The organism is Kocuria tytonicola (assembly GCF_003687175.1).
In the GTDB taxonomy this organism is placed as follows: Bacteria; Actinomycetota; Actinomycetes; order Actinomycetales; family Micrococcaceae; genus Kocuria; species Kocuria tytonicola.
This window is the reverse complement of record NZ_RDEX01000001.1, coordinates 1018073-1044855: the sequence shown is the minus strand read 5'-3', so window position 1 is coordinate 1044855 and position 26783 is coordinate 1018073. Positions and strand designations below refer to the sequence as shown.

General features: G+C 67.5%; 25 protein-coding genes, 1 tRNA gene and 1 pseudogene. 16 read left to right on the top strand and 11 right to left on the bottom strand.

All coding sequences use genetic code 11. The features are described from left to right. Positions 1–225 precede the first annotated feature (225 nt). The 3 genes from EAE32_RS04740 to EAE32_RS04730 all read left to right on the top strand — a co-directional run bounded on the left by EAE32_RS04740 (position 226) and on the right by EAE32_RS04730 (position 3695). Positions 226–861 carry a hypothetical protein gene (locus tag EAE32_RS04740; RefSeq protein WP_124035158.1) on the top strand — a complete coding sequence of 212 codons (636 nt, stop codon included), beginning with the start codon at positions 226–228 and terminating at the stop codon, positions 859–861. 467 nt (positions 862–1328) lie between these two features. Continuing rightward, positions 1329–2960 carry an Eco57I restriction-modification methylase domain-containing protein gene (locus EAE32_RS04735; RefSeq protein ID WP_121864321.1) on the top strand — a complete coding sequence of 544 codons (1632 nt, stop codon included), beginning with the start codon at positions 1329–1331 and terminating at the stop codon, positions 2958–2960. A gap of 21 nt (positions 2961–2981) precedes the next feature. Further along, positions 2982–3695 (top strand): PaeR7I family type II restriction endonuclease, encoded by a 714-nt coding sequence (locus EAE32_RS04730; RefSeq protein ID WP_121864320.1) that lies wholly within the window; start codon positions 2982–2984, stop codon positions 3693–3695. Here the strand turns inward: EAE32_RS04730 and EAE32_RS04725 are convergent. From EAE32_RS04725 to ychF, 4 genes and pseudogenes are all read right to left on the bottom strand, one after another. Beyond that, positions 3692–4688 (bottom strand): annotated as a pseudogene (locus tag EAE32_RS04725) (helix-turn-helix domain-containing protein). The gene EAE32_RS04730 and the pseudogene EAE32_RS04725 sit on opposite strands and share 4 nt — an antisense overlap. A 173-nt stretch (positions 4689–4861) precedes the next feature. Continuing rightward, a complete protein-coding gene (locus EAE32_RS04720) occupies positions 4862–5920 on the bottom strand; it encodes an AIPR family protein (RefSeq protein WP_121864319.1) in 1059 nt (352 codons plus the stop codon). Positions 5921–5944: 24 nt separating this feature from the next. Continuing rightward, complete coding sequence (locus EAE32_RS11680; RefSeq protein WP_124035157.1) at positions 5945–6622, bottom strand: hypothetical protein; 678 nt, start codon at positions 6620–6622, stop codon at positions 5945–5947. A gap of 87 nt (positions 6623–6709) precedes the next feature. Then, positions 6710–7795, bottom strand: a complete 1086-nt coding sequence (gene ychF / locus EAE32_RS04715; protein WP_121864790.1) for a redox-regulated ATPase YchF — start codon at positions 7793–7795, stop codon at positions 6710–6712. Positions 7796–8073: 278 nt separating this feature from the next. Between ychF and EAE32_RS04710 the strand changes: the two genes are divergently transcribed. From EAE32_RS04710 to EAE32_RS04690, 5 genes are all read left to right on the top strand, one after another. Further along, on the top strand, positions 8074–9015 hold the full coding sequence (locus EAE32_RS04710; RefSeq protein WP_121864318.1) for an ABC transporter ATP-binding protein: 942 nt from the start codon (positions 8074–8076) through the stop codon (positions 9013–9015). A gap of 43 nt (positions 9016–9058) precedes the next feature. Then, entirely contained in the window at positions 9059–9817 is a 759-nt protein-coding gene (locus tag EAE32_RS04705) for an ABC transporter permease (protein WP_121864317.1), read from the top strand. Continuing rightward, positions 9814–10989 (top strand): sensor histidine kinase, encoded by a 1176-nt coding sequence (locus EAE32_RS04700; protein WP_121864316.1) that lies wholly within the window; start codon positions 9814–9816, stop codon positions 10987–10989. Before EAE32_RS04705 ends, EAE32_RS04700 begins: the two co-directional genes overlap by 4 nt. Next, the gene (locus tag EAE32_RS04695; protein WP_121864315.1) at positions 10986–11597 is read left to right on the top strand and encodes a response regulator transcription factor; all 612 of its coding nucleotides are present in this window, start codon (positions 10986–10988) and stop codon (positions 11595–11597) included. Before EAE32_RS04700 ends, EAE32_RS04695 begins: the two co-directional genes overlap by 4 nt. Positions 11598–11787: 190 nt before the next feature. Beyond that, positions 11788–12990, top strand: coding sequence for a DNA recombination protein RmuC (locus EAE32_RS04690; RefSeq protein ID WP_243635572.1), 1203 nt, complete (start codon positions 11788–11790; stop codon positions 12988–12990). Positions 12991–13019: 29 nt separating this feature from the next. On the opposite strand, the gene EAE32_RS04685 is transcribed toward EAE32_RS04690, so the two are convergent. After that, complete coding sequence (locus tag EAE32_RS04685; RefSeq protein ID WP_121844849.1) at positions 13020–14102, bottom strand: 4-hydroxy-3-methylbut-2-enyl diphosphate reductase; 1083 nt, start codon at positions 14100–14102, stop codon at positions 13020–13022. A 4-nt stretch (positions 14103–14106) separates the two neighbouring features. Further along, positions 14107–15012, bottom strand: coding sequence for a hypothetical protein (locus EAE32_RS04680; RefSeq protein WP_121864313.1), 906 nt, complete (start codon positions 15010–15012; stop codon positions 14107–14109). Between the two features lie 59 nt (positions 15013–15071). Here EAE32_RS04680 and xseA point away from each other — a divergent pair, with 59 nt between their 5' ends. Together xseA and EAE32_RS04670 are read left to right on the top strand one after the other, a co-directional pair. Further along, positions 15072–16442 (top strand): exodeoxyribonuclease VII large subunit, encoded by a 1371-nt coding sequence (gene xseA, locus EAE32_RS04675; RefSeq protein WP_121864312.1) that lies wholly within the window; start codon positions 15072–15074, stop codon positions 16440–16442. A 31-nt stretch (positions 16443–16473) separates the two neighbouring features. Beyond that, positions 16474–16752, top strand: coding sequence for an exodeoxyribonuclease VII small subunit (locus EAE32_RS04670; protein ID WP_121864311.1), 279 nt, complete (start codon positions 16474–16476; stop codon positions 16750–16752). Positions 16753–16785: 33 nt separating this feature from the next. Here EAE32_RS04670 and EAE32_RS04665 read toward each other — a convergent pair whose 3' ends face one another. The 3 genes from EAE32_RS04665 to EAE32_RS04655 all read right to left on the bottom strand — a co-directional run bounded on the left by EAE32_RS04665 (position 16786) and on the right by EAE32_RS04655 (position 19638). Continuing rightward, positions 16786–18003 (bottom strand): pyridoxal phosphate-dependent aminotransferase, encoded by a 1218-nt coding sequence (locus EAE32_RS04665; protein WP_121844853.1) that lies wholly within the window; start codon positions 18001–18003, stop codon positions 16786–16788. Between the two features lie 82 nt (positions 18004–18085). Then, positions 18086–19126 carry a glycine betaine ABC transporter substrate-binding protein gene (locus tag EAE32_RS04660; RefSeq protein WP_121864310.1) on the bottom strand — a complete coding sequence of 347 codons (1041 nt, stop codon included), beginning with the start codon at positions 19124–19126 and terminating at the stop codon, positions 18086–18088. Continuing rightward, positions 19123–19638, bottom strand: coding sequence for an NUDIX hydrolase (locus tag EAE32_RS04655; RefSeq protein WP_121844855.1), 516 nt, complete (start codon positions 19636–19638; stop codon positions 19123–19125). The genes EAE32_RS04660 and EAE32_RS04655 overlap by 4 nt, the downstream gene beginning before the upstream one ends. A gap of 243 nt (positions 19639–19881) precedes the next feature. On the opposite strand from EAE32_RS04655, the gene corA reads away from it, so the two are divergent. Next, positions 19882–20913, top strand: coding sequence for a magnesium/cobalt transporter CorA (gene corA, locus EAE32_RS04650; protein ID WP_121864309.1), 1032 nt, complete (start codon positions 19882–19884; stop codon positions 20911–20913). Positions 20914–20948: 35 nt separating this feature from the next. Beyond that, a complete protein-coding gene (locus EAE32_RS04645; RefSeq protein WP_121864308.1) occupies positions 20949–22025 on the top strand; it encodes a mechanosensitive ion channel family protein in 1077 nt (358 codons plus the stop codon). Positions 22026–22031: 6 nt separating this feature from the next. Here the strand turns inward: EAE32_RS04645 and EAE32_RS04640 are convergent, their stop codons facing one another. Next, positions 22032–22955 carry a type 2 periplasmic-binding domain-containing protein gene (locus EAE32_RS04640; protein ID WP_121864307.1) on the bottom strand — a complete coding sequence of 308 codons (924 nt, stop codon included), beginning with the start codon at positions 22953–22955 and terminating at the stop codon, positions 22032–22034. Positions 22956–23078: 123 nt separating this feature from the next. Here EAE32_RS04640 and EAE32_RS04635 point away from each other — a divergent pair. The 4 genes from EAE32_RS04635 (at position 23079) to EAE32_RS04620 (ending at position 25551) form a co-directional block, all read left to right on the top strand. After that, positions 23079–23151, top strand: a tRNA-Ala gene (locus EAE32_RS04635). A 192-nt stretch (positions 23152–23343) separates the two neighbouring features. Beyond that, positions 23344–23985 (top strand): pyroglutamyl-peptidase I, encoded by a 642-nt coding sequence (locus EAE32_RS04630; protein ID WP_121844879.1) that lies wholly within the window; start codon positions 23344–23346, stop codon positions 23983–23985. Between the two features lie 136 nt (positions 23986–24121). Next, positions 24122–24616 (top strand): ArsR/SmtB family transcription factor, encoded by a 495-nt coding sequence (locus tag EAE32_RS04625; RefSeq protein WP_121864306.1) that lies wholly within the window; start codon positions 24122–24124, stop codon positions 24614–24616. Next, the gene (locus tag EAE32_RS04620) at positions 24616–25551 is read left to right on the top strand and encodes a cation diffusion facilitator family transporter (RefSeq protein ID WP_121864305.1); all 936 of its coding nucleotides are present in this window, start codon (positions 24616–24618) and stop codon (positions 25549–25551) included. The genes EAE32_RS04625 and EAE32_RS04620 overlap by 1 nt, the downstream gene beginning before the upstream one ends. A gap of 33 nt (positions 25552–25584) precedes the next feature. On the opposite strand, the gene EAE32_RS04615 is transcribed toward EAE32_RS04620, so the two are convergent. Further along, positions 25585–26769 carry a M20 metallopeptidase family protein gene (locus EAE32_RS04615; protein ID WP_121864304.1) on the bottom strand — a complete coding sequence of 395 codons (1185 nt, stop codon included), beginning with the start codon at positions 26767–26769 and terminating at the stop codon, positions 25585–25587. Between the last annotated feature and the right edge of the window lie 14 nt (positions 26770–26783).

Below are 26783 nucleotides of genomic sequence, written 5' to 3'. Positions count from 1 at the left end.
GCAGATGTCTAACTAGGCCAAGCGCATGCTTCAAACTAAGCAGAACGCCACTGAGTTGCCGCAAACTGGCCACCTTGAAGGACATCGCGTTTCGACTGGCCAGGGTCACGACCCACGCCCCCTCCGTACTCGTAGATCGGGACTGCTCCAGGTCCCTCAGCCTTCTACGTGTCAGCCCCGTGTGCGATGCTCAACATTGGCCAGCCAGAGACGGACGGAGACTCCATGAGCACCGCACCCGATACCCCAGCCTCGATCCCTGAGCACCTGCTCGAGACAATCACCGATGGCATGGACTTCCGCGACGACCAGGGATGGATCCCCTGGGCCTGGGGAGTCCTTGCCCGCGCTGGCGACGTCCCCGCGCAAATTGATGAAGACGACCCCGATTACCCCCGTAGCCTCATGACGCTCGCGGCACTCGGCCGACTCTACGATCTTTTCCAGCAGGTCCTCTCAGGTCTGAGCGCCGATCTCGAGACGAACCCTGATCTGGTCGGCGAGGTCCGCCCCGCAATCACAACCATCGAGCTCGCTTGCTACTCCGAGGCTGAAGGTGTCTGCGACACCGCGTGGCCCGAGACGGGCAGCGGGCTTCTACGAGAAGCCATCAGGACGCGGACTGAACAAATCAGTGCCCGACTCGTAGAGCTTCTGGGTACCGCGCGTCTCTTCACATCCCTCTTTGTCACCGGGACGGCGACTGCCGCCATGGACGACGACACTGACGTGCCTGCGGACACTCACTCACCGGCGGAGGATGCTTTTGACCGGTATCTCCCGTCCGTCGTCAACGACGATCTCACGGAGGACAAGCAGCGAACGTACGCGTGGCTCAGTGGCGACCTCGACCTTACCTGACTCGTAACGATCAGCGTTATCTGGTCGATCGCGTATATCCAAAAGTAGGGTAAGCCGAAGATGCGCACTCTGCGGTAGCAACACAATACTCGCCAGCAAGTCATCCCGGTCGTGCCCCCCATCGATCTCGACCGGCGCGACCCAGTGCCTCAGCATTTCGGGAATCACCCCGATCTGCTCGCCCACGCGGCGAAACGTTCCCGCCCTGGTCGCTGGATCTAGTCGCGCTTCCACGGCCATCCCCGTCGCCCTCTCCCCGAAGCTCGTCGGGCTACTTCCTAGGTGCTGTCATGCTCCGCATCCTCCCGTGGGATCAGAGACTCCACCAGCCCCGGGGCGATTCAGGCAGCTGGCAGAGTGGACTGAACTCCAGGCACCTGGGGGCGGAGACGTGCCCGAGGCAGGTCGCTGAAAGTACCCTTGGCTTAGAAGAAGGCTTGCACATCAAGCCATGACGAAAGGCAAACATGGCCGTGGCGGCACGAGGCGGAATCGAGCACGGCGAGGTCTTCACCAGGCAGTGGGTGGTGGACACGATCCTGGATCTCGTCGGCTACACCGTCGACCAGGATCTGACCCAGAAGAAGCTAGTGGAGCCATCGATCGGCTCAGGCGCTTTCTTTCTCCCGATTGTCACGCGCTTGCTGGAGTCTGCTCGGGCCCATGATGTGGCCATCGGCTCGCTGGGAGGCTGCCTGTTCGGCCTGGACCTGCAGCCAGGGCACGTTGAGACCTGCCGGGAGCGGACCGAAACGCTGCTCAGCGTTGCCGGAGCCAGCGAAGAGGAAATCCAGAGCCTGCTGGCCAGCTGGCTGAAGCACGGAGACTTCCTGCTGGACGAGATCCCGTGGAACGTGGACTTTGTCGTGGGTAACCCGCCCTACATCCGCTCTGACGACCTTGACGACGACGTCGAGGCCGAGTATCGCAAGCGTTGGCGCACTATGCGTGGCCGTGCAGACATCTACGTCGGCTTCTATGAACGGTCCTTGGCGATCCTGGCTGAGGGAGGCAAGCTCGGGTATATCTGCGCTGACCGGTGGATGCGGAATGCGTATGGCAAGCCCCTGCGGGCCCTCGTGTCGTCGCATTACGCGGTGGAGAGCGTGTGGCAGATGCATGACGTAGATGCTTTCGAGTCACAGGTCTCGGCGTACCCGGCCATCACTGTGGTGGCCAAGACCGAGCAGGGCGCTGCGACGGTGATCGACACGACCCACGAATTCTCCGATGCTTCGGCGCTTGAGGCGAAGACGTTCGTGCAGGGCAATGCTACCGAAGCCAAAGGCATGGGCTGGGAGGGTGCACGCCTGCCCAGCTGGTTCGAGACAGATGACTTCTGGCCTGCCGGCAAGCCGCACACGATCAAGATCCTGGAGCGCCTGCAGGAGCACTTCCCGACGATCGAGTCGGATGGCGCGACCAAGATCAGCATCGGGGTCGCCACAGGTGCAGACAAGGCCTACATCATCAGCCAGGACGCAGTGTGCGGTGTCGAGCCTGACCGCCTCATGCCCATTGTGATGGCCGACGACATCCGCGCAGGCTTCCTCAAGCCGCCGACAAAGCTGCTGCTCAATCCGTGGGATGAAAACGGTAAATTGGTTGACCTGGCCGCGTACCCGAGGTTCGCGCAGGTGCTAGGGTCACATGAAGCGGTGAAGAAGCGCTTCGTCGCAAAGAAGAATCCATTAACGTGGCATCGCACGATCGACAAGGTCTATCCGGAGCTGGCCGAACGGCCCAAACTCCTGCTGCAGGACATGAAAGCACAGATCACGCCAGTACTGGAGCCGGGCGGGTTCTACCCGCACCACAACCTTTACTACATCGTGTCCTCGACGTGGGACCTGGAGGTGCTGGGCGGAATCCTGCTTTCAAGGATCGCGGAGGCATTCGTCAGCGCCTATGGCGTGAAGATGCGGGGCGGGACTCTGCGCTTCCAAGCGCAGTACTTAAGGAAGATCACCGTGCCGCGACCTGAGACGATTCCCGAAGATGTCGCGCAGCGGCTGCGCGCGGCCTTCCGGTCCAGCGATCGCGATGCAGCGACGCTGGCTGCGGAGGAAGCTTATGGCCTGCCTGCGTGCAGTCTCTAGCAGGAAGGAATAGCAGTACCAATGCAGAACTCGGATATAGATGCACTTTTAACAAACTTCTGGGCACAGAAGAGCGAGGCCGCCCGTTTGGAGATCGAGAACGGGCGTGCCGGGGTTGGTGGCCAGTCCCGCAATGCGAGGCACATGCAGAACTTGAACGCCTTCGTGCACAAGATGTTCATTGACGCCGGACTGGACGAGTCGGAAGTCGTGTTGGGCAAGTCGATTCCGGGGTACTACCGGCGATCCAAGAACTGGGACGTCGTCACCGTGCACAAGGGGAATCTCGTCGCGGTCGTTGAGCTCAAGTCGCAGGTTGGCAGCGAAGGAAACAACGGGAATAACCGGATCGAAGAGGCGTTAGGGAATACCTTCGATGCCTCAACGACGCAGGAACTCACGGAGGTCTTCGGAAAGCTTCCGGTCTGGAGTGCATTCTGCATGGTCTTCGGCTCAGATCCGTCGACTGCCAAACCTGTCCGAATGAGGGGGAATCCCGTTTTTCCGATTGAGAAGATCTTCGAAGACATGACCTACGGACGCCAGTGGGAGATTGCCATCGAGAGGTTTATCCAGACAAAGGCCTACGACGCGGGATGGTTCTTGTCGTCGTGGATGGATGACGACGCCAACTTGCAGTACACCGAGCCAGTGCCTTCCGCAACACTTCATACGCTCCAAACGCAGATTGAGGCTCGCGTAAAGTTTGCCAAACAGGCGTTGATAAACGACTAGCTACAAGAGCGCTTGACGTTGTTGCCGCGGCTGAGTGCGCGATGCCGGGGGCTGATCGCGGCCGGCGGCGTGAGGCCGATGGTGATTGAAATGGTTCACCCACACTCTGATCGCGTCCCGGCGGACTTGTTCACTGGTATTCGGGCAGGCGTAGAGCACCTGATCGGCCACTAACCGGTTTCGACGCCCGACCTGACTATTGTGCTGCGGGGCGTAGGGGTGAATCCGCTGGTGCCTGCCAGCGAGGGATTCCACGGTGCGGGTGAAGTCTTTGGCTCGGTAGTTGGCACCGTTGTCAGTGACCATCCGATGGATGCGGGGGGGTTCCGTGAGCGGCGAAGAACGCCTAGGCGCGGCAGAAAAGGCCGAACGTGATGGCCGATTTCTCATCGTTGAGCGACTCGGTGCAGGCCAGGCGGGAGAAACCGTCCGCGGCCGAGTGCAGGTAAGTGTAACTGGTCTTTGCCCCGTGCCCGCGCTTGGACGCCTCGATGGTCGTACTGCCGCGGCCCTGGGACCACCAGCCACCCTTGTCGAGTCTCTTCACATCTAGTGGATTACGTGCCCGGCCCACCGGGCTCCGATGCGTCGGGGTGTCCGGCGCAGGTTCTCCCCATCCGGGGTGAGATCACGTAGCCGAGAGATTCCCAGTTGGTGCAGCCGCCACCCCACGGTGTGCAAATGCAGCTGGTAGCCCAGCTCCAGCAGATAGTGGTGGATCCGCCGGGCCGACCACTTCCGATTTCGCCGCAGAGACTCGATGCGCCCAACGACCTCGGGAGGGAACTGGTACAGCTGGCTCTGGGGTCGACTGGCGCGATCGTGCAGTCCTGCTTCGCCTTCAACACGGTATCGCGCCACCCCGGTCACCATGGTCGGGCGGGGCACACGAAACTCGGCGGCCATATGGGCATGGAGCGCGCCATCGTCGAGGTGGCCCAACGCCAGCCGCAGACGGCCGGTCGGGGTCAGGGGTGCATGAGCGTGAGTCATGAGCGGCTCTTTCGTGCAGATGGGTTGTTGAGGAACTTCCATCCTGCGGGGTAGATCACACTCGCCTCACATCACCGACCCACCCGTGCTAGGGGCTCCCTGTCTTGTAACACCCAGGCTCCACGCCAACCGAGTCACCGGCATAAATCCTTCCAGACGATCAACGAATATAATTACGAAATCCCCAAGTTAATACTTGGTAGCGCCGAAAGTATATTCGCACATTTAGTGCGATTTTTAAACAACGGAGCCTTATAAGAGGATCCATAGCGATCAAATACAGTTTCCACGAAATTCTCGAAAGGGTCGCTCAAGTCAAAATCTTTCAGCTTGCCTTTAAATTCCGAGATAGATTGCTCTTCGCGCCAGATATTCACCCCAGTAAGTACATAGAATGAAAACAGCCTATTGCCATGAGTTGCAACAGCCCGTTCTCTGTCAGCTACTCCCTGATCTAATGACTCGTCATAATCAGCAATTTGGCTCATGAAGGAATGAGTCATCATGCGAGTCTTCAGGAACCTTTCAATTGCACGATTTGCTTCAACAGCTTTGTAGAGAGCCAGCGGGGTAAGCCGAGATTTGTCAAATATACTTAAATACGGTTCGGAATTCGTATCACGCCAAAGTGCGCTAATTTTGTCCTTTGCCCTCACTGCATTGTCAACCGAAGTCCCACACGCCACAAGAGCCACCGTGGCCTCCTGTAGCGAAACCGTGGGAATATTATTGTCTCCATAATCTTCGCCCGATCGAATAATATAGCTGATCGCAAATTCTCGATCAAGGCCGCGGCGAAGTTCCTGCTGAAAGGGGTCCAAAGAGACGAAGTCTTTTACACCAATTCCATTTTGCGAATTGTTAAACCTAGTTACACTTGTTGAAAACTCAGTCTCATCGTTAGGAATTTCCAGAACACGAACAAGGCATTTAAGGCGCGAGAGTGCATCTTTTCCACCTTCCAGCTCAAGCAATTCCCCGAGCGTACTCGTTGTTTGTGCTCCATTCACAATGGATCCGTTTGAGACTGTCAGCGCAACATGGTCGGCTCCGGCCCCACCCCGTAATGTCCTAGATATTCCATCGGAAATGAAGGTTACGCCGTTATTGAAATACCAAAAGTTTTCAGGTTCATTTAGTGCTGTCTGCGCAATATCGTCGTTTATTTCCGTTCCACCCAAACCGATTCGGAGATTTTTTGAAAACAGACGCTCCCCAAGTTCCTGGTACAATTCGGCAAGAGTAGTTCCCGTGACTCATCCATAATACCCGCTAAATGGCACAGAAACCATATTGTATCCATTTAATGTAATGGAAAGACTAGCTCCGCCACCTTCGCCATAAGGTGATATTATCTGATAAAGATCCGACAGTCTCGCGTATCTTAGCGCATCCGGGTCTCCCATTGATGACTCAAAGGAGTTCCTAAAAATAATGTTTACAGAGTCAGCGATATCTTTGTCTGAGGTTGAAACTAGTATTGGAAACAGCTCCACGCCAGGAGTACTGACAGCATCCACAATCTCATCCCGAAGATTCTGGATGCGACTGTTACCATAATCTAGTATCGCTAGCGAAAAAATCTCGTTTGCTCCAGCAGCAAAGGACTTGGCGTCCGCCTCCGAAATGGGGCGCGACCCGGGCTTATCTACATACTTCGATTGAATAATATAAGCTTTGAGATTGGGGCGATCAAAATAAAACGCGTCAATGCCGCGATCGCTCGATCCGTCAACAATATGATCTAAGATGAGTTCCCTGGGGCAGTCCGCCATCCGCTCTAGGGCGAATCCTAGTAGGAGTTGGGTTCGCACACTGGTCCCCGAGACGTTCGGATCCCGCTCGAGAATTGTGGTCTTTAACCAGCCGTACTCACTCTCCAGGTGAGCTTGAAGCCGCGTGAGATGAATTTGACCAGCTGGCATAGCGCCCACCTTAATTTTTCCTTGTGTGTCACACCCAGTGTGGCACATTTGGTCTCCGCAATACACGGGTTTTCCTGAACTGCCGGGGCAAATTTCTCACACGTTAAACCGGAACTCCACCACATCCCCATCCTGCATCACGTACTCCTTGCCCTCCATGCGCACCTTGCCCGCGGCCTTCGCGTCGGCCATGGATCCGGCGGCCATGAGGTCGTCGTAGGAGACGATTTCCGCCTTGATGAAGCCACGCTCGAAGTCCGAGTGGATGACTCCGGCGGCCTTGGGTGCGGTGTCGCCCTGGTTGATGGTCCACGCGCGGGCCTCCTTGGGGCCGGCGGTGAGGTAGGTCTGCAGACCCAGGGTGGAGAAGCCCACGCGGGCGAGCTTGTCCAGGCCGGACTCGTCCTGGCCCTCCATCTCGAGCATCTCGCGGGCCTCCTCCTCGGAGAGTTCCACCAGATCGGCTTCCAGCTTCGCGTCCAGGAACACGCACTGCGCGGGCGCCACCAGCGCCTCCAACTCGGCCTGGCGCTCAGGTGAGGACAGCACGCCCTCGTCCGCGTTGAACACGTAGATGAACGGCTTGGCGGTGAGCAGGTTCAGCTCGCGCAGGTTGTCCACATCGAGCTTCTCGGGCCCGGCGGCCTCGAAGATCGTGCGGCCCTCGGCCAGCACCTTCTCCGCGGCCTGGTACGCCGCGAGCTGCTCGGGCGAACCCTTCTTGATCTTGACCTGCTTCTCCAGCTTGGGAATCGCGTTCTCCAGCGTCTGCAGGTCCGCGAGGATCAGCTCGGTGTTGATGGTCTCGCAGTCCGAGGCCGGGTCGATCTTGCCGTCCACATGGATCACATCCGGATCGTCGAACACGCGGATGACCTGGGCGATCGCGTGCGCCTCGCGGATGTTGGCCAGGAACTGGTTGCCCAGCCCCTCCCCCTCGGACGCGCCCTTCACGATGCCCGCGATGTCCACGAAGGACACCGTGGCCGGCACAATCTTCTGCGAACCGTGCATCTCCGCGAGCTTGTCCAGCCGCTCGTCCGGCAGGTTCACCACGCCCACGTTCGGCTCGATGGTCGCGAACGGATAGTTCGCGGCGAGCACCGTGTTGCGCGTGAGCGCGTTGAAGAGTGTTGATTTTCCGACGTTCGGCAGACCGACGATTCCAATAGTAAGAGCCACGGTCCGCATCCTACCGGCGCCGCCCGACGACGTCGCCACGCGACTCCGCGCCCCACCGCGCCTTTCCGTCCGGGCCACCGGCACGCCCCACCGTAGGCCGGGCGGTGCCGCCCCAGGGCGAAAGCCGCGCCTGTCCGTTCGGATCACCAGATACCGGCACGGTGGCCACCGGACCACCGACCCGCTGGGCACCCACGAAACCACCCCTGACACATGTCATGCCCCACTCGTGACAACCGACAGTTCGCCACCGCTCCCCCGGCGGCGAGTCTGGACCCATGAACCGCACCAGCACAGCCACCACCCCCGCTCCGCGACCATCGCCCGACCCCGCCATCGAGGTCCGCGACGTCGTCAAGACCTTCCGCACCCGCTCCGAGACGGTCCACGCCGTGAAGGGTGTCTCGCTCGACATCCCGCGCGGCGCCGTCGTCGCCCTGCTGGGTCCCAACGGCGCGGGGAAGACCACCCTGCTGGACATGGTCCTGGGCATGGCCGAGCCCACCGCGGGAACGGTGGCCGTGTGCGGAGAGCCGCCCCGGAGCGCGACGTCGCACGGCCGGGTGGGTGCCGTGCAGCAGGTGGGCGGGCTGCTCCCGGACGTCTCCGTGCGCGAGGCGGTGACGATGGTCGCGTCCCTCTACCCGGACCCCCTGCCCGTGGCCGAGGCCCTTGAACGCTCCGGCGCCGCGGAGTTCGCCGGCCGAAAGATCTCGAAGTGCTCGGGCGGTCAGCAGCAGCGCGTGCGCTTCGCCCTGGCCCTGCTCCCCCGCCCCGAGCTGCTCGTGCTGGACGAACCCACCGCGGGCATGGACGTGGCCTCCCGCACCGCGTTCTGGGAGGCGCTGCGAGCGCAGACCGCGGACGGGCTCACGGTGGTGTTCGCCACGCACTACCTCCAGGAGGCCGAGCAGATGGCGGACCGTGTGGTCCTCATGGACGCCGGGCGCATCACGTTCGACGGCTCCGTCCACGAGCTGCGCAGCACGTCCCGCCACCACACGGTCAGCTTCGCGTGGCCGAGTGACGAGCCGGTTCCCGCGCTGCCTGGCGCTTCCAAGGTCACGCGGGCGCACGGGCGGGTGAGCGTGCGTACCCAGGACGCGGACGCCGTCGCCCGGGCCGTGCTGACCGGCACCGCGGCGAGCGAGCTGGAGGTGTCCCGCGGTGGCCTGGACGAGGCGTTCGCCGCGCTGCTGCGCCACGACGACACCGCATGACCCCGCCCATCCATCCCGAACCACCGACCCAGGAGTCACCGCCATGTCCCTGACCTACACCGCCTACGACGTCCTGCGGAACCTCCGCGCCGTCTCCAACATGTTCTTCGTGGCCGTGCTGCCCGCCGTCCTGTTCGTCCTGTTCGGCGTAGCGCAGGGCTGGTCCTCCGCGTCCCTGCCCGGTGGCAACGTCTCCGCGTACGTGATGGTCTCCATGGCCGCGTACGGCGCCATCACCGCGACCACCGGCATTGCCGGCAGCGCCGCGGTGGAACGGCTGCAGGGCTGGGGCCGCCAGCTGGCGCTGACGCCCATGGGCACCGCGGGCTACGCGGCCACCAAGGTGACGGTGGCGATGACCCTTGCGGTGGTGCCCGTGCTCGTCGTGTTCACCGTGGGGCTCTTCACGAACGCCGCCATGGACGACCTCTGGCGGTGGGTGCTGAGCGGCGTCCTGGCCGTGGTGCTGTCCTCGGTGTTCGCCCTCTACGGCCTGGCCGCCGGTCTGATCTTCCGCTCGGACGCCGCCGTGGGCGCGGCGAGCGGGTGCCTGGTGGTCCTGGGGTTCTTCGGCAACGTGTTCATGCCGCTCTCGGGCGGACTGCTGGAGGTGACCCGTTTCACCCCCGTGTATGGAATCGTGGGACTCGCCCGGTACCCCGTGACAGAAGGAACCGTGACCACCATGGACGGCATCCAGACCGACAGCGTGTGGCTGCTGCTCGCCAACACGGTGGCGTGGGCCCTGGTGTTCGGCGCCGCCGCCCTGCTGGCCTCCCGCAAGGCCACGGCCCGCCGGTGAGCACCTCTGCCAACCGCCCCCGCGAGGCGCGCACCCCGGAGCCCCACCACGAGCGGACGGACCTGCTCTACGCCGCGGTGTGGCTGCTGTTCCTTCTCTTCCCCGTCGCCGCGCTGCTGCAGAGCACCGCAGCCACCGGGCTGAAGGCCCTGGGCCTCACGGGGCTGGTCCTGTTCGCCGCCCTGTACACCGTGTCCTGGATCCGCCAGATCCTGGTGCCGCGGCTGAGCCCGTTGCTCAATGCCGTGCTGTGGAGCGCCGTCCTGCTCCTGGCACTCCTGCTCGTGGTCCCCGCCTCCCCGTGGAGTCTCAGCAACACCGCGCCGTTCTTCGTGGCCCTGTTCGTGTTCCGGCTGCCGCTGCGCCAGGGCCTCCCCGCCTCCGTGGTGGTGGCGGTTCTCGCCCTGGTCCCCGCGCTGACCCTGCTGCCCCCGAACCAGCTCGTGTGGCCTCTGTTCGCCGTGCTGCCGGCCTGGCTCATCATCCTGGCCTCCCGCGTGGCCATGGAGCGTTCGGAGGCCCACGAACGCCTCACCCGGGAGCTCGCGGTCTCCCGGCAGCGCGAGGAGGTGGGCCGGGACGTCCACGACATCCTGGGCCACTCCCTCACCGTCATCACCGTCAAGACCCAGCTCGCCCAACGGCTCGTGGAGACGGACCCGCGCCGCGCCGTCGCCGAGCTCGACGACGTCCTGGCCCTGTCCCGCGAGGCCCTCACGGATGTGCGCTCCACCGTGGACAGGATGCGCGAGCTGGACCTGGGCGTGGAACTCGTCCAGGCCCGCGCCGCCCTGCGCGCCGCCGGGATCACCCCGCACCTGCCGTCCTCGGTCCCGCCCATGGACGACGCCACGCGTTCCGCGTTCGCCTGGATCCTGCGCGAGGCGGTCACCAACGTGGTGCGCCACTCGGGTGCCTCCCGCTGCCGGGTCACGGTGACCTCCTCGTCGCTGCGCATCGAGGACGACGGCGCCCGGGCCCGCGGTCTCGTGCCCACCGGCGACGCGGCATCGTCGCGCTCCGGGGACACCGGGGCGCAGAGCCCCGGGCACGAGCTGCGGGAGGGCAACGGGATCCGCGGCATGCGGGAGCGTGCGCGGGCGGCAGGATGTGAGGTGACCGTCACCCGGAACCCCCGGGGCGGCACGACCGTGGAGGTGTTCCTGGCATGAGCGTGATCCGTGTGCTGGTCGCGGACGACCAGGCCCTCGTGCGCGCGGGTCTCGCCGCCCTACTGGACCTGGAGCCGGATCTCACCGTGGTCGCGCAGGCGGCGGACGGGCACGGGGCCGTGGCACTCGCCGCCCAGGAGGGCGTGGACGTGGCCCTGCTGGACATCGAGATGCCGGGGCTGACCGGCCTGGAGGCCACCGAGCAGATCGTGGCGGCGGGACGTGGGACGCGGTGCCTGATCGTCACCACGTTCGACCGCCCCGGCTACCTGCGCCGCGCGTTCGACGCCGGGGCGTCTGGCTTCGTGGTCAAGGACACCCCCGCGCCCGAACTCGCCGAGGCCATCCGCAGGGTCCACGCCGGGCTGCGGGTGGTGGACCCCGCGCTGGCGGAGAAGTCCCTGCTGGCCGGGCCCAATCCCCTCACCGCACGGGAACGGGACGTGCTGCGCAAGGCTGCGGGCGGGGCCCCCGCGGGACAGATCGCACGGGCCCTGCACCTGTCCGCCGGAACGGTGCGCAACCACCTGTCCTCCGCCATCGGGAAGACGGGAACCGCCAACCGGACGGAGGCCGCCACGGTGGCGGCACGCAACGGGTGGTTGTAGGGGCGCCGTCTGCCTGCGCATGGTCGTCAGCTCCGCCCAGACCTGCCGTGCAACCCTGTGCGGCCGCGCCACCAAGCGTCGATGCCCCCCAGCGGACCCTAGCAACCACCCAGGGCGCCGGTCCAGGGCCCGGACGATACGGCTTGCTCCGTCGCTTGTGCGTGTCGGACGCCCTTGTCACAGTGACCGCATGGATGCTTCCGTGATGTCTCAGGTGTGGTGGTTGTGGGCGCTCTTCGCCCTGGTGGTGGGCGGTGTGGGCGGCTACGTCCTGGCCTCGCTGAGGAGCACCCACCGGGAGTCGGAGCTGGAGGAGGCCCAGCAGCAGCGCCTCCAGGCCCTGCAGGAGGCTGCGGCCGCCCAGTCCGCGCGGGATCAGCTGGCGGACCGGGTGGAGTCCCTGGAGGCCCGCGCCGTGCAGGACCAGGACGTCATGCGTGCCCTGGCACCGCTCAACGAGCAGCTCTCCTCCGTGGGGCGCCACGTGAACCAGCTGGAACGGGACCGCGCCGCGCAGTTCGGCGCCGTGGCCCAGGCGCTGGAGGCGGCGCGCACCACGGACCGGCAGCTGCTGCAGGCCACCGGCTCCCTGGAGTCCTCCCTGCGCTCCACCACGGCACGCGGTGCCTGGGGTGAGATGCAGCTGCGCCGCGTGGTGGAGGCCGCGGGGATGACCCGGCACGTGGACTTCACGGAACAGGCCGTTCGCAGCACGGAGAGCGGCACGCAGCGCCCGGACATGGTCGTCAACCTCCCGGGCGCACAGTCAGTGGTGGTGGACGCCAAGGCACCCATGAGCTCCTACCTGGACGCACAGGCGGTTCCCGCGGACGGCTCCCCCGAGAACGAGCAGCGCCGCGCCCAGCTGCTGGTCGCCCACGCCAAGGCCCTGCGCTCCCACGTGAACACGCTGGGCACCAAGAAGTACTGGTCCGCGGAGGAGAACTCCCCGGAGCTGGTGATGTGCTTCGTGCCCGTGGAGTCCGCGCTGGCCGCGGCGCTCGATGCGGACGCCACCCTGCTGGACCACGCCGCACGCAGCAACGTGGCGCTGGTGTCCCCGGTGTCCCTGCTGGCCTCGTTGAAGGCGGTGGCGTTCAGCTGGCGCCAGGCCACGCTCACCGACAACGCCCGGGAGCTGTACCGGCTCTCGCGGGAGCTCTACGACCGCATGGGGGCGGTGGGCAAGCACCTCTCGGACATGGGCGGCTCACTGCGCAGGTCCGTGGAGGGGTACAACAAGCTGGTGGGCTCACTGGAGTCCCGGGTGCTGCCCTCCGCGCGGAAGATCGCGGAGCTGGACCCCACGGCCACGGATTCCGAGGCGCTGGAGACGAAGCCCGTGGACGCCGTCCCCCGCCCGGTCACGGCCACGGAGTTCGTGACCGACTGACGCAGGGCCCAGCTCTCGGAGCCTTGTGGTCAGCGTGTGGGGCGGGTGCCGCGACCGCCCAGACCGCGGGTGGTGTCCCCGTCCTGGGCGAGCTTGGCCCGCAGCTCCTTGGGCAGGGAGAACAGGATGTCCTCCTGGGCGGTCACCACCTCCTCCACGGAGCCGTAGCCGTACTCGGCCAGGAGGTCGAGCACCTGCTGCACGAGCACCTCGGGCACGGATGCACCGGAGGTCACCCCCACGGTGGCCACGCCCTCGAACCAGGACTCGTCCACCTGGTGGGCGAAGTCCACGCGCTCGGCCCGGGCGGCGCCGTACTCCAGCGCCACCTCCTTGAGCCGCACGGAGTTGGAGGAGTTGGCCGATCCCACCACGATCACCAGGTCCGCCTGCGGGGCGATCTCCTTGATGGCCGCCTGGCGGTTGGACGTGGCGTAGCAGATGTCGTCGCTGGGCGGGTCGATCATGTTCGGGAACTTGGCGCGCAACCGGTTCACCGTCTCCATGGTCTCGTCCACGCTCAAGGTGGTCTGGGACAGCCACACCACCTTGTCCGGGTCCCGCACCTCGAGGGTGTCCACGTCCTCCGGGGAGTTCACGATCTGGATGTGCTCGGGAGCCTCACCGAACGTGCCCTCCACCTCCTCGTGGCCCACGTGGCCGATCAGCAGGATCTCGTAGTCGCTCTTCGCGAAGCGCACGGCCTCCCGGTGCACCTTGGTGACCAGCGGGCAGGTGGCGTCAATGGTGTTCAGGTTCCGCTCCTGTGCGGACTGCACCACGGCCGGGGAGACGCCGTGGGCGGAGAACACGAGCATGGCCCCCTCGGGCACCTCGTCCGTCTCCTCCACGAAGACCGCGCCGCGCTCCTCCAGGGTCTGCACCACGTGCTTGTTGTGCACGATCTCCTTGCGCACGTACACGGGCGCACCGTAGTGCTCCAGCGCCTTCTCCACCGCGATCACGGCCCGGTCCACGCCCGCGCAGTAGCCGCGCGGAGCGGCCAGCAGCACCTTGCGAGGCCCGGTCACGGGCGCGGCGGCGGCAACCTCCTCCGGGGTGCGGCGCACCCGGGGAACGGTGGGCATGGACAGGTCAACCACGGTGGACATGTCCTCAATGGTAGGTGACCGCACGGACACGCACCACGGCGCCGGCCACGCCCACGAGCGCCACCACCCCAGCCCAGATCATGCCCGTGACGCTGCTCGCCACGAAGGACTCCCGGAGCACGGACACCACCCGCTCCACCACCAGGTGCGCCACGGGATCCACCGCGGAGGCGTCCACCACGGTCTGGGCGGCGGAGACCGCCACGGCGAGCACCACCCCCGTGCAGAGAATCCCGGCGAGACCGGAACCCGCGAGCGCGTGCCAGCGCCGCGGCGTCGTCGTCACGGCCAGCAGAACGAGCGCACCGACAAGCCACGGCAGGACGTAGCGCCACTGGACGAGCCACACGAGCGCGTCCACGACGCCGCCGGAGTGCACCCCGGGGACGGTCACCGTGAGGTCCTGCCGGGCGATGCCCGGGGAGACCCCCACGGTGTCCTCGACCTGCTGGTCCACCGCAGAGCCCAGGGCGGTGACGTCCACCACGAGGTCGTCGGGGGCGTGCCCGGCGGTCGCGGTGAGGGGGATGTTGGCGTCGTGGGTGTCGTTGAGGATCTTGATCCAGGCCGTCTGCCGCTCGGGCGCGGTCAGCCAGGACGTCGCCCCGTCGACGGCCGACTGCCGGGCCCGTTCCACGGCGTCGTCCACGGGTCCGATGCCCGTGTGAGCATCCGCGAGCGCGCCGAACGTGGCCCGGTCCAGCATGGTCCCCACCAGCTCCTTCTGGAAGGCGGGCTCGATGACCACCGACGCCGCCGTGTCCTGGAAGCCGGAGGGCGAGAGCACATGGTCCTGCAGCCACGAGAGCCCCAGCCACAGCGCGAACCCGGCGCCGGCCAGAACCGCGCAGAGCGCGGCCACGAGAGTGCGCACGAGGGCTGCGGGGCGGGAGGGCACGGAGGAACTCACGCCTCCACTGTAGGCAACGAGCGCCTGTGCGTGTCCGGGGCGGGTGATACTGATGTGTCATGGACTCCTCGTTCTCCGCCGATGCCGCGTTCCCCCCGAACGCCGAAAGTGCCCGCGCGTCCCACGCCCCGGGCCAGCAGGGCGCGGCCTCCCCGCACGACGCCGCCGCACCCCGCAGTTCCCCGGCGCAGCTGCCCGAGAAGGCCGGGGAGACCACCCCTGAGAACCCGTGGCCCTTGAGCAAGCTGTCCCACGCCCTGCACGGCTACGTCCAGAAGGCCCCGGCCGCGTGGGTGGAGGGGCAGGTGATCGAGGTCAACCAGCGGGCCCGTGTCTGCTACGTGACCCTGCGGGACCTGCAGGAGGAGGCCTCGGTGAACGTCACGCTCTTCCAGAAGGAGATGGCCCGCCTGGAGCGTCCCCTGGAGCAGGGCTCGCGGGTGGTCGTGAGCCTCAAGGCCGACTTCTACGTCAAGACCGGCCGGCTCTCAATGCTGGGCAGGGACATCCGCCCCGTGGGGCTCGGGGACCTGCTGGAGCGGCTGGAACGGCTGCGCCGGGCCCTGGCGGACGAGGGGCTCTTCGACCCCGCACGCAAGAAGCCGCTTCCCGTGCTCCCCCACCGCGTGGGTCTGATCACCGGGCGGAACTCGGACGCGGAGAAGGACGTGGTGCGCAACGCCACCAACCGCTGGCCAGGCGTGCAGTTCGAGATCCGCGAGGTCCCGGTGCAGGGTGCGGGCTCGGCCCGCGCCGTCATCGGTGCGCTGGAGGAGCTGGACCGCATGGCCGAGGTGGACGTGATCGTGATCGCCCGCGGTGGAGGTGCCTTCGAGGACCTGCTGTCCTTCAGCGACGAGGCCCTGCTGCGTGCCGTGTTTGCCGCGGACACCCCCGTGGTGAGCGCGATCGGCCACGAGAACGACCAGCCCCTGTTGGACCACGTGGCGGACGTCCGGGCCTCCACCCCCACGGACGCGGGCAAGCGCATCGTCCCGGACGTCCAGGACGAGCGGCTGCGCCTCTCCCAGGCCCGTTCCGCCCTGGACCGGGCGGTGGGCACCATGATCGAGCGTGAGCAGCAGGGCCTCGCCACGGTGCGCTCCCGCCCCGTGCTCGCGCAGCCGGACGGCATGATCCTGGTGCGCGAGGAGGACCTGGACCGGTGGCGCACCCGGGCGTGGTCCGCAGCCAGCTCCCTCACCCTGCGCGCGCAGGACTCCGTGGCCCAGATGCGTGCCCGGGTCCGCGCGCTGTCCCCGCAGCAGACCCTGGACCGCGGGTACGCCGTGGTGCAGACCCCGGACGGCTCCGTGCTCACGGACGCCACCCGGGCGGAGGTGGGCCAGTGGCTCACCGTACGGCTCGCGTCCGGGGAGCTCGGCGTGGACGTCACCGGCACCAGCACCCGCCGGCCGGGCGAGCACTGAATCCCCAGAGAACCCCAGCGAAAGGCACAGCGTGGCACAGCAGAACCAGAACACCGATCCCCAGCAGGGCGCACCGGACCTCTCGGACGTCGACGGCCTCGGCTACGAGCAGGCCCGCGAGCAGCTCGTGGAGATCGTCTCCCGTCTGGAGGCCGGGGGCACCACCCTGGAGGAGTCCCTGCAGCTGTGGGAGCGCGGCGAGGCGCTGGCCACCCGCTGCGAGCAGTGGCTCGACGGCGCCCGGGAACGGCTCGACGCCGCCCGCGCCCGGCGGGAGAACCGGGACCGGGCGGCGTCGGACGGGGAGTGAGCCCCGGAAGCTGCCGGTGAGGAGGAGCCGGACCTACTGCTGGTAGGTGGAGAGGAACTCGCCCAGCCGGTCCAGCGCGGTGTCCAGCATGTCCACGGACGGCAGGGTGACCAGCCGGAAGTGGTCCGGCTCCGCCCAGTTGAACGCGGTGCCGTGGCTCAGCAGGATTTTCTGCTCCTTGAGCAGGTCCAGGGCGAAGCGCTCGTCGTCCACGATCCCGAACTTCTCCACGTCCAGCTTGGGGAACAGGTAGAGCGCGCCGTGGGCCTGCTCGCACGTGACGCCGTCGATCTCGTTGAGCTTGCGGTGGGCGATGTCCCGCTGCGCCTTGAGCCGCCCACCGGGGAGGATGAGGTCGTTGATGGACTGGTACCCGCCGAGCGCCGTCTGGATGGCGTGCTGCGCGGGGACGTTCGCGCACATGCGCATGTTGGCGAGCAGCTTGATGCCCTCCAGGTAGGACTCCGCGCGCCAGTTCGGCCCGGTGATGGCCAGCCACCCGGAGCGGTAGCCCGCCACCCGGTACGCCTTGGACAGGCCCGAGAACGTCAGGCACAGCACGTCCTCACCGGTGAGGCTCGCGGTGTTGATCATCTCGGCGTCGTCGTACGTGATCTTCTCGTAGATCTCGTCCGAGAACAGGATGAGGTCGTGCTTCTTGGCCAGGTCCACGATCTTCTGCAGCGTCTCGCGGGAGTACACCGCGCCCGTGGGGTTGTTGGGGTTGATGACCACGATGCCCTTGGTGCGGCTGGTGATCTTGGACTCCATGTCCTCCAGGTCCGGGTTCCAGCCGTTGTCCTCGTCGCACATGTAGTGCACGGGCGTGCCGCCGGACAGCGCCACGGAGGCGGTCCACAGCGGGTAGTCCGGTGAGGGGATGAGCAGCTCGTCACCGGGGTTGCACAGGGCCTGCAGGGTCATGGTGATCAGCTCGGACACGCCGTTGCCCAGGTACACGTCGTCCGTGTCCAGGTTCATGATCCCGCGCGTCTGGTAGTACTGCACCACGGCCGTGCGGGCCGAGTAGATGCCGCGGGAGTCCGAGTAGCCCTGCGCGTTCGGCAGGTTCTTGATCATGTCCACCAGGATGGCGTCCGGGGCCTCGAAACCGAAGGGTGCGGGGTTGCCGATGTTCAGGCGCAGGATGCGCTGACCGGCCGCCTCCATCTGCTCCGCCTGCTCCAGCACGGGGCCGCGGATGTCGTAGAGGACGTTCTTCAGTTTGTCGGACTGCTTCACCTTTGCCATGGGGCCAGACTACTCGCGGGTCCGTGGCGCTCCCCGGGCGTGACACCCCGGGGCCCACGCGGTGCAGCCCGGCCCGGGGCACTCAGCGCGGCTGCTCCCGCACGAACTGCGCCGTCTTCTCCGGGCTCATGGCCGGCGCCGAGCCGCCCGCGAGCCGCGTGATGGTCGTGAGGTCCTCGGTGCGCAGGTCCGCGGACGCCGCGTTCACGGAGGACACCGCCCGGTCCTCGAGGGTCTCGGAGCCGAGCACCACGGCCCGCTCCGGGCGGAACAGCCGGTCGGGGTCGTCCAGCGCCACGAGGGCCTCGTCCTCGATCACGGGTTCCGAGGAGCGCAGCACGGCCGCCTGCACCTTGTCCGTGAGCAGTGCGTCCACGAGCTCGTCGGTGGTCCCGAACTCGGGTGTGGCCTTCGGCGCGCAGTCGTAGTACGCCTTCAGCCCGCGCTCGCCCTGAGCACTGTCCGCGTACCCGGAAGCCATGCCCACCGAGAGCTTGCCGCACTGCTTGCCCGCGGTGTTCATGTCCCCCAGGTTGTACTGGGCGCTGGTCGCGGCGGTGACGACCACCCGGTCCGTGCGCTGGGCACCGGAGCTGTCCAGCGCCTCCAGACCGCTCGGGAGGACGTTCGGCAGGGCGCGGTAGACGTCGTCGTCGGAGGGGCCCGTCTCCCCCGTGATTCCCAGCAGCTGCCCCAGGGAGTCCAGCAACCCGCGCGGGGCGTCGGTGTTGGGGGTGGCCGTGGGCGAGGGGGACGGCTTCGCGTCCGCGGGGAGCCCGTGCTGCCGGGCGTAGACGTAGAGGTCGCCGGTGAACTCCGGCACCATGCTCACGCGCCCGTCCTGGAGCGCCGCGAAGATCTTCTCGCGGGAGGAGCCCACGTCCACCACGGTGGCGGCCACGCCGTCGGCGGCCAGTCGCTGCTGGTAGTAGTGGGCGAGCACGCGGGTCTGGGTGTCCACTCCGGTGGCGATCTTCACGGTCCCGCCCCCGGCGGACGACGACGCCGTGGCCGCCCCACCGGCGTCCGTCCCCGCCTGCTCCGGGGTGGCCCCGCAGCCGGCGAGCGCCAGACAGAACGCCGTGGCCGCTGCGGCCGCCCGGATCCGGGAGGAGGCTGTCACCGGTCGTGACCGGGTTCGGTGGACACGTCCTGCTCGGCGACCGCCTCGGGCGGGGTCTGCTCCCCGACGAACTGCTCGAGTCCCGCCAGGCGCAGGCCCTGGTCCACCAGGTCCAGGCGCTTCAGGCCGCCCACCTCCGCGAGCGGGAACCAGGCGGCGTCGTCCGAGGAACCGTCCTGCTCCACGGCGAGTTCGCCACTCATGATGTGCGCGGTGTAGAGCACGCGGCACGCGTGGTTGCCGCGCGTGGTGGGGTCCAGGCGCTGCTCGGGGCTCATCCAGTAGCTGTGCACGCCCACCAGACCGTCCGAGGCCACGCGGTAGCCGGTCTCCTCGAAGACCTCCCGGAGCATGGTCTGCTCCGGCTGCTCCCCCGGTTCCATCCCGCCCCCGGGCAGCGTCCACGCACCCTCGAAGTCCGGGTGGCGGGGGTTCCAGTGCGTCAGCAGCAGGTGGTCGTCACGGGTGATCAGGGCGTAGGCGCCCACGCGGGAGTCGAACGGCTGGCTCATGGCGCCAGTGTAGTGGCGCGTCCGGGGCGTCCCCTGGCACGCGGGCGTCCTCGCGTCCGGCCCGCGGTGGGCAGCCCGTCAGCCGGCGCCAGCTGAGCCACCGTGCTCCCCGGACGGGGCGGACGGTGGCCCGGAGGGAGGCGGGACGGCCCCGTGCAGGGCGTGAGCGGCGTCGTCGCCCGGGTGTGCTGCGGCACGTGGTGCCGTGCGGCGGCGAGCGGGCGCGGGGACCATAATGGGCGGGTGAGCATCGTGGAGAACGCCATCTATCGCAACGGCCGGAAAGTGGAGTCCCCGCGCTCCCTGGAGAACACGTACGACCTGCTGCAGCGCACCCTGGACCGGCCCGCCGAGAGCGAGAACGGCGAGGACACCGTGCTCGCGTGGATCGGGCTGTACCGGCCCTCGGCGGAGGAGATCGACTCGCTCGCCCAACACTTCGACCTTCACGAACTCGCCGTGGAGGACACCGTGCAGGCGCACCAGCGGCCCAAGATGGAGCGCTACGGGCGCACGCTGTTCACCGTGATCCGCCCCGCCGTGTACCAGGACGAGACCGAGACCGTGGAGATCGGCGAGATCCACATCTTCACGGGACCCAACTTCGTCATCACCATCCGCCACTCGGAGTCCAGCGGGGTGAGCCGGGTGCGCAAGCGCGTGGAGGCGGACCCCGAGCTGCTGTGCTTCGGCCCGGACGGGGTGCTGTACGCGCTGCTGGACCAGATCGTGGACGACTACTTCCCCGTGCTGTCCGGGCTGGAGAACGACATCGACGAGATCGAGGACGCACTGTTCGCCGGGGAGTCCACCGTCTCCCAGCGCATCTACGAGCTCGCGCGCGAGATCAACGAGTTCCACCGCGGCGTGGCACCCCTGAGCAACGTGATGCAGCGCTACTTCGCGGGCTTCACCAAGTACGGCACCCACGAGGAGCTGCAGCACCGGCTGCGGGACGTGCTGGACCACGTGATCGCGGTGAGCGGCAAGCTCGAGTCCATGCGCTCCTCCCTGACCGACGCCATGAGCCTGGACTCCACGCTCACCACCGCGCGTCAGAACGAGGCCGCCATGGTGCAGAACGAGCAGATGAAGAAGATCTCCTCGTGGGCGGCCATCCTGTTCGCGCCGTCCATCGTGGGCTCCATCTACGGCATGAATTTCAAGGACATGCCCGAGCTGGACTGGGCGTTCGGCTACCCCATGGCGCTCGTGCTCATGGTGCTCGTGGGCGTGGTGCTCTACGTGGTGTTCAAGGTCAAGGACTGGCTCTGAGCGGTCTCCCACCCCGGGCGGCTAGCCTGGCGGGGATGCACAACCTCGAATTCTGGCTCGACAAACCCTTCCGCGTGCTCCTGGTGCTGCTCGGCGCCGTGGTGGTCTCCGCCGTGGTGCGACTGCTGATCCGCAAGATCACCCGCGGCATCGCCCGGGGGACTCAGTCCCGGATCATCAAGCGCTTCGACCACGGCCAGTCCCGCTGGGTCCAGGACGCCGGTGTGGCCTCGGAGCGCCAGGCGCTGCGGGCGCGCACCATCGGCGCGGTGCTGGCCTCGGTGGCCACGATCATCGTGTGGGCCATTGCGATCCTCATGATCATCTCGGAGCTCGGCTTCAACATCGCCCCGGTGATCGCCTCCGCGGGCATCGCGGGCGTGGCCCTGTCCTTCGGCGCACAGTCCCTGGTGAAGGACTACCTCTCGGGCATCTTCATGGTGGCCGAGGACCAGCTGGGCATCGGCGACTCCGTGGACGTGGGTGAGGCCATCGGCACGGTGGAGAACGTGGGTCTGCGCGTGACCCAGGTGCGGGACGTCAAGGGCACCCTGTGGCACGTGCGCAACGGCGAGATCCTGCGCGTGGGCAACCAGTCCCAGGGCTGGGCCCGCTGCGTGCTGGACATCCCCGTGCCCTACGACACGAACATCGATCTCGTGGCGGACATGATCGAGCACGAGGCGCTGCTCGTGCGGGACGATCCCGATGTGGGACCCAGCATCGTGGCCGACCCCGAGGTCTGGGGTGTGGAGAACATCTCCGGGGAGAGCATCACCATCCGGCTGGCCGTCAAGACCGCACCGCTCGAGCAGTGGGACGTGGCCCGGGTGATGCGCGTGCGGATCAAGAAGATGCTGGACCGGGACGGGCTGCGCATCCCCCTGACCCACCAGGTCACGGTGCGCACCGGTTCCGAGCCCGAGACCTTCGCGGATGCCCCCACCACGTCCTTCCCGATGCCGCGCGTACCGACCACGGGTCAGGTGCGTACCACTCCCCTGTTCCCCCACACCTCCGCGGAGGACAGTCACACCCCGGACGGCCGCACCCCCAGCCGGGACGAGACGGGTGAGGGCACCAGCTCCTCCGAACGCCGCGGGGACGGCTGACCCGGCTCAGCGCCGCTTCTTGTTCCGCCCGTTCTTGACCTTGCGGCCGGGCTTGCGCCGCAGACCGGGTTTGGTGCTCGCTCCGGCCTTGGCCCACCCCCCGGACTGTGCCTTGCCGCCGCGCTGCTTCTCCGGCGTCTTCTCCACGGCCGTCTCCGCCCCGCGCCCTTCGTCCTTCGCGGACGACGCCGCACGGCGGGGTGGTACCGCATCGTCCCGTCCGCTGGACTCCTTGCGTCCCCGGACGATGCCCACGAAGCGCTGCACCGCGTCCTCGGTGGCCTCGTCCACGGATTTCGGCCACACCAGCACCACGGGCAGGGTGGGGGCATCCGTGAGCTCGCGGGTGGTCACGTCCTTGCGGGCGTGCAGGCGCGCCACGGACATGGGCAGCACCACGGGACCCACACCGGCGGCAGCGAGTTCCACGCCCATGGCGGCGTCGTCGATGTCCGCGTGGGGCTGGGGCGTGGACTCCTCCCGGAGCTGGACGGTGGTGAGGGTGTCCAGGACGCTCAGCAGGTCCTCGGTGGGCAAGACGGCCACCTGGAGCTCGTCGTAGAGGTGCACGGCGTGGTGGGTGGCCCGCAGCTCCTCGAGGTTGGGGTCCGTGGGTGACCAGCCGAGGCGCACGAAGCACGCGGTCACGGTGCCGTCCTGCAGCACCTCACGCCACTGGCCCGCGGGGACCAGCTCGTCCCGCAGAAGGGGCGTGAGCTGGCGGTCCCGCCACCTCCCGAGCCACTTGCCGGGCATCACGCCGGGGACGTAGCCCACGGTGAAGGCCGGTGCGACGGCATCGTCCGTGGCCTGGACACCCGGCGCGCCCTTCGCACCCGAGTGGAGGCCTGGTGCGACGGGATCAGCCGGGGTGTCCGGCGTGTCCGGGGCAGACGGGTCGCGGGGCAGGGCTGGTTCGGCTGCGGTCATGCCCCCAGACTAGAGGGCGGGTGCTCGCGCTCCCCCACCAGGCCCACGTGGTGCCCGCGGGCGGCACACGGGCCGCTGATGTGCGAAATCCGCCCGGGAGGACTACAGTGATGCCTGTTGTTCGGGGCCTTAGCTCAGTTGGTAGAGCGTTTCGTTCGCAATGAAAAGGTCAGGGGTTCGATTCCCCTAGGCTCCACCCGATGGCACGAAGGGCCCCACCGAGAGGTGGGGCCCTTCGTCGTGGGTGCAGGTGCCCTCCCGGTGTCACCACCCCCCCGCCCGGCAAGGACCGTGGGGCACGCGGGCCCGAGCACGCGGTGCAGAACGGTGCGACGTCATGGGCGACCATCTCCGCAGCTCAACTGCGGGGCGGGGATACGGTGAGTTCATGAAAATCCTCGTGACCGGTTTCGAACCCTTCGGCGGTGAGAGGGAGAACGCGAGCGGCGTCGTCGTCCACCGGCTCGGTGGGCTCACCGCGCCTGACGGCGCGCAGGTGGTGACGGCCATCCTCCCCGTGACGTGGTCCGGTGCGCGCCCCGCGCTGCTGCGGGCCGTCGAGACCCACCGGCCGGACGCGGTCGTGGCGGTGGGCGAAGCGGGTGGCCGAGTGGCAGTCACCCCGGAGCGCTGGGCCAGGAACATGGGACACGGGCGCATCCCCGACAACGAGGGCGTGGTCCGGGACCCTGCCCCGCTCACGCGGGGGCCCGAACGCCTCGAGTCCCGCATCGATCCCGCCGTGCTCACCAGTGCCATTCAAGAAGCCGGTGTGCCTGCCGAGATCTCCAACGATGCCGGCGCGTTCCTGTGCAATGCCGTGTTCTGGTCCGCGCTGCACGCCACAGATCTTCCGGCCACCTTCATCCACGTGCCCGCGGTCAGGTCCCGGGGGTCGGCAGGTGTCGGCGCGGAGACCGACCCGGACGGGTCGCCAGCGAAGTCGACACTGAGTGTCGACGACCTCGTGCGCGCGCTGACGGCCGTGGTGCGCACGGTCGCCAGGGAGGCACGAACTCACTCATCCTGAGTCGTCTGGCGGGTGAGCCGCGTCCAGCCCAACGAACGCTCGCTTGAAAGGGCCCGGGCAGCTGGGACGTGAATTCCCTGCGGCGCAGATGTCACCTGTGCGGTCGTACCACCGCGTGACGCTGTATCATCGCCCTATGGCGATCATTCCTGAGGACCTTCCCTCCCTCGATGCGCGTGCCACCACCGCGTACGCACACCTCTTCCAGGCACTGAGCGAGCCCACGCGGCTGGCGGTCCTGCAGCACCTGGCCTCCGGCGAGCACCGGGTCCGGGATCTCGTGGGGCACATGGGTCTCGCCCAGTCCACCGTGAGCAAGCACCTGGCCTTCCTGGGCGAGTGCGGACTCGTCGAGACCCGCCCCGAGGGCCGCGCCACGTGGTACTCGCTGGCCCACCCCCACGAACTCGCTGCGGTGATCTCGGCCGCGGAGCACCTGCTGCACGCCACGGGCACCGACGCCGCCCTCTGCACCCACCTGCACCACCCGCCTCTCCCTGGGGGTCCCGCCCCGGTGCACCAGTCTCGGGACGGGCTCCCCGCGGCAGCACCCGCGTCCGGGCTCCACAGCGCGGACCCGGTCTGCGCGGAGGCCCCGGGGGCGACGACGCCGCGTCGGGACTCCCTCTGATGGGCGCCGGACACTCCCACGGCCACGACCACGGCGCAGCCGCCGGGGACCACCGCGGGCGGCTCTGGATCGCGTTCGGTCTCACGGCGGGCATGGTGGTCGCGCAGGCCGTGGGCTCGGTGGTGACTGGGAGCCTGGCCCTGCTCACCGACACCGTGCACGCGTTCACGGACGCCCTTGGCCTGCTCGTCGCACTGGTCGCGGCACACCTCGTGCGCCGCCCGGCGAACTCCCGGCGGACATGGGGCTTCCGCCGCGGCGAGGTGATCGCGGCGCTCGCCCAGGCCACTCTGCTGCTGGGCGTGGGGGTCTTCGCCGTGGTGGAGGGCATCCGTCGACTTCTCGAACCGCGCGCCGTTCCACCCACCGAGCTGCTCGTGTTCGGCGCCGTGGGTTTGGCGTGCAACGTGGTCGCCATCCTGGTTCTGGCCTCGGGAAGAGGCGCCAACCTCAACATGCGGGCGGCCTTCCTGGAGGTCGCCAACGACGCCCTGGGCTCGCTGGGCGTGATCGTGGCGGCCGTGGTCATCGCCACCACCGGCTTCCAGCGCGCGGACACCGTGGCGGCCCTGTTCATCGCCGCGCTCATCCTGCCGCGCGCCGTGGCCATCATGCGGGAGACCGCGGCCGTTCTCATGGAGTTCACGCCGCAGGGCGTGGATCTGGACCTCTTCCGTGAGCACATCATGGGCCTGCACCACGTGGTGGACGTCCACGACATCCACGCCTCGACCGTGGCCACGGGCCTGCCCACCATCAGCGCGCACGTGGTGGTCGAGGACGAGTGCTTCCGGGACGGCCACGCCGCCGAGCTGCTGCAGGACGTGAAGACGTGCGTGGCCGAGCACTTCGACGTGTCGGTCCACCACTCCACGTTCCAGATCGAGACGGTGCAGATCCGGGACGCGGAGTCGCAGGACGTGCTGCACGCCTGACCGGTTCACGCGCCCCGGACCTGGCACCTCAGCTCACCCCCGCGCCAGCCGCTCCCACGCCACGGACGCCAGGGCGGCGGCCTGCGCACCCAGGACGGAGTCGTCGAAGAGCACCGTGGGCGAGTGGTTCCACCCGGCCGCGGCGGGGTCCACCTCCGGCGGGGTGCAGTGCAGGAAGAAGTAGCACCCGGGCACCTCCTGCAGCACGAAGGAGAAGTCCTCGGACCCCATGCGGGGATCCTTGTTGGGGGAAACCCGGTCCGCGCCGAACATCCGGGTGAGGGTGTCGCTCACGAAGGCGGTCTCGGCGGCGTCGTTGACCGTGGGAGGGTACAGCTCGGACCAGTCGACCTCCGCGCGCAGGCCGTGGGAGGCGGCGATCCCGTCTGCGAGCTCCTGCACCAGGCGGGGGAACCGGTCCGTGGTCTCCCGGGACAGCGTGCGCACGTCCCCGGACATGGTGGCGCTGTCCGGGATCACGTTGTTCACCGCTCCGGCGGAGAGCCGTGTCATGGTGGCCACCACGGGGTCGAACACGCTGAACCGGCGGGTCACCATGGTCTGCAGGGCGGTGCCGAACTCGCACAGCGCGGGCACCGGGTCCAACGCGGTGTGCGGCTGGGAGCCGTGCCCACCGCGGCCGTGGAAGGTCACCGAGAGGTTGTTCGCCCCGGCCATCGCGGTGCCGGGGCGGTAGCTGAACGTGCCGCACGGCCCGGGGTTCACGTGCAGACCGAAGGCAGCCACAGGGCGCTCGCCGGTCACGTCGAGCACACCCTCCTGGATCATGGGCTCCGCCCCACCGGGGCCCTCCTCCCCCGGCTGGAACATGAACGTGATGTTCCCGGCGAGCTCGTCCCGGCGCGCGCTCAGCAGCCGTGCCGCGCCCACGAGCGCGGCGGTGTGCAGGTCGTGCCCGCACGCGTGCATGGCCCCGTTCGTGGAGGCGTACTCCAACCCGGTCTGCTCCACGACCGGCAGCCCGTCCATGTCACCGCGCAGCAGCACGGTGGGGCCGGGCTTCGCGCCGCGCAGCACCGCGGTCACGGAGGTGAGGGCCTCACCCGTGCTGACCTCCAGGTCGAGCCCCTCCAGTGCGCGCAGCACCTGCTGCTGGGTCCACGGCACATGGGTGCCCACCTCGGGGTTGGTGTGCAGGGTGCGGCGCAGGGCCACCAGCTCGGGGTGCAGAAGCTGGGCGTCCTCCAGGAAGGTCACGTGCGGACTCCTCG

Coding starts and splice junctions, on each gene's coding strand:
- EAE32_RS04625 (WP_121864306.1), top strand. CDS start 24,122: ATGGCGATCATTCCTGAGGACCTTCCCTCCCTCGATGCGCGTGCCACC.
- EAE32_RS04735 (WP_121864321.1), top strand. CDS start 1,329: ATGGCCGTGGCGGCACGAGGCGGAATCGAGCACGGCGAGGTCTTCACC.
- EAE32_RS04740 (WP_124035158.1), top strand. CDS start 226: ATGAGCACCGCACCCGATACCCCAGCCTCGATCCCTGAGCACCTGCTC.
- EAE32_RS04630 (WP_121844879.1), top strand. CDS start 23,344: ATGAAAATCCTCGTGACCGGTTTCGAACCCTTCGGCGGTGAGAGGGAG.
- EAE32_RS04655 (WP_121844855.1), bottom strand. CDS start 19,638: ATGAGCCAGCCGTTCGACTCCCGCGTGGGCGCCTACGCCCTGATCACC.
- EAE32_RS04710 (WP_121864318.1), top strand. CDS start 8,074: ATGAACCGCACCAGCACAGCCACCACCCCCGCTCCGCGACCATCGCCC.
- EAE32_RS04665 (WP_121844853.1), bottom strand. CDS start 18,003: ATGGCAAAGGTGAAGCAGTCCGACAAACTGAAGAACGTCCTCTACGAC.
- EAE32_RS04685 (WP_121844849.1), bottom strand. CDS start 14,102: ATGTCCACCGTGGTTGACCTGTCCATGCCCACCGTTCCCCGGGTGCGC.
- EAE32_RS04705 (WP_121864317.1), top strand. CDS start 9,059: ATGTCCCTGACCTACACCGCCTACGACGTCCTGCGGAACCTCCGCGCC.
- xseA (WP_121864312.1), top strand. CDS start 15,072: ATGGACTCCTCGTTCTCCGCCGATGCCGCGTTCCCCCCGAACGCCGAA.
- EAE32_RS04690 (WP_243635572.1), top strand. CDS start 11,788: ATGGATGCTTCCGTGATGTCTCAGGTGTGGTGGTTGTGGGCGCTCTTC.
- EAE32_RS04645 (WP_121864308.1), top strand. CDS start 20,949: ATGCACAACCTCGAATTCTGGCTCGACAAACCCTTCCGCGTGCTCCTG.
- EAE32_RS04730 (WP_121864320.1), top strand. CDS start 2,982: ATGCAGAACTCGGATATAGATGCACTTTTAACAAACTTCTGGGCACAG.
- EAE32_RS04620 (WP_121864305.1), top strand. CDS start 24,616: ATGGGCGCCGGACACTCCCACGGCCACGACCACGGCGCAGCCGCCGGG.
- EAE32_RS04695 (WP_121864315.1), top strand. CDS start 10,986: ATGAGCGTGATCCGTGTGCTGGTCGCGGACGACCAGGCCCTCGTGCGC.
- EAE32_RS04640 (WP_121864307.1), bottom strand. CDS start 22,955: ATGACCGCAGCCGAACCAGCCCTGCCCCGCGACCCGTCTGCCCCGGAC.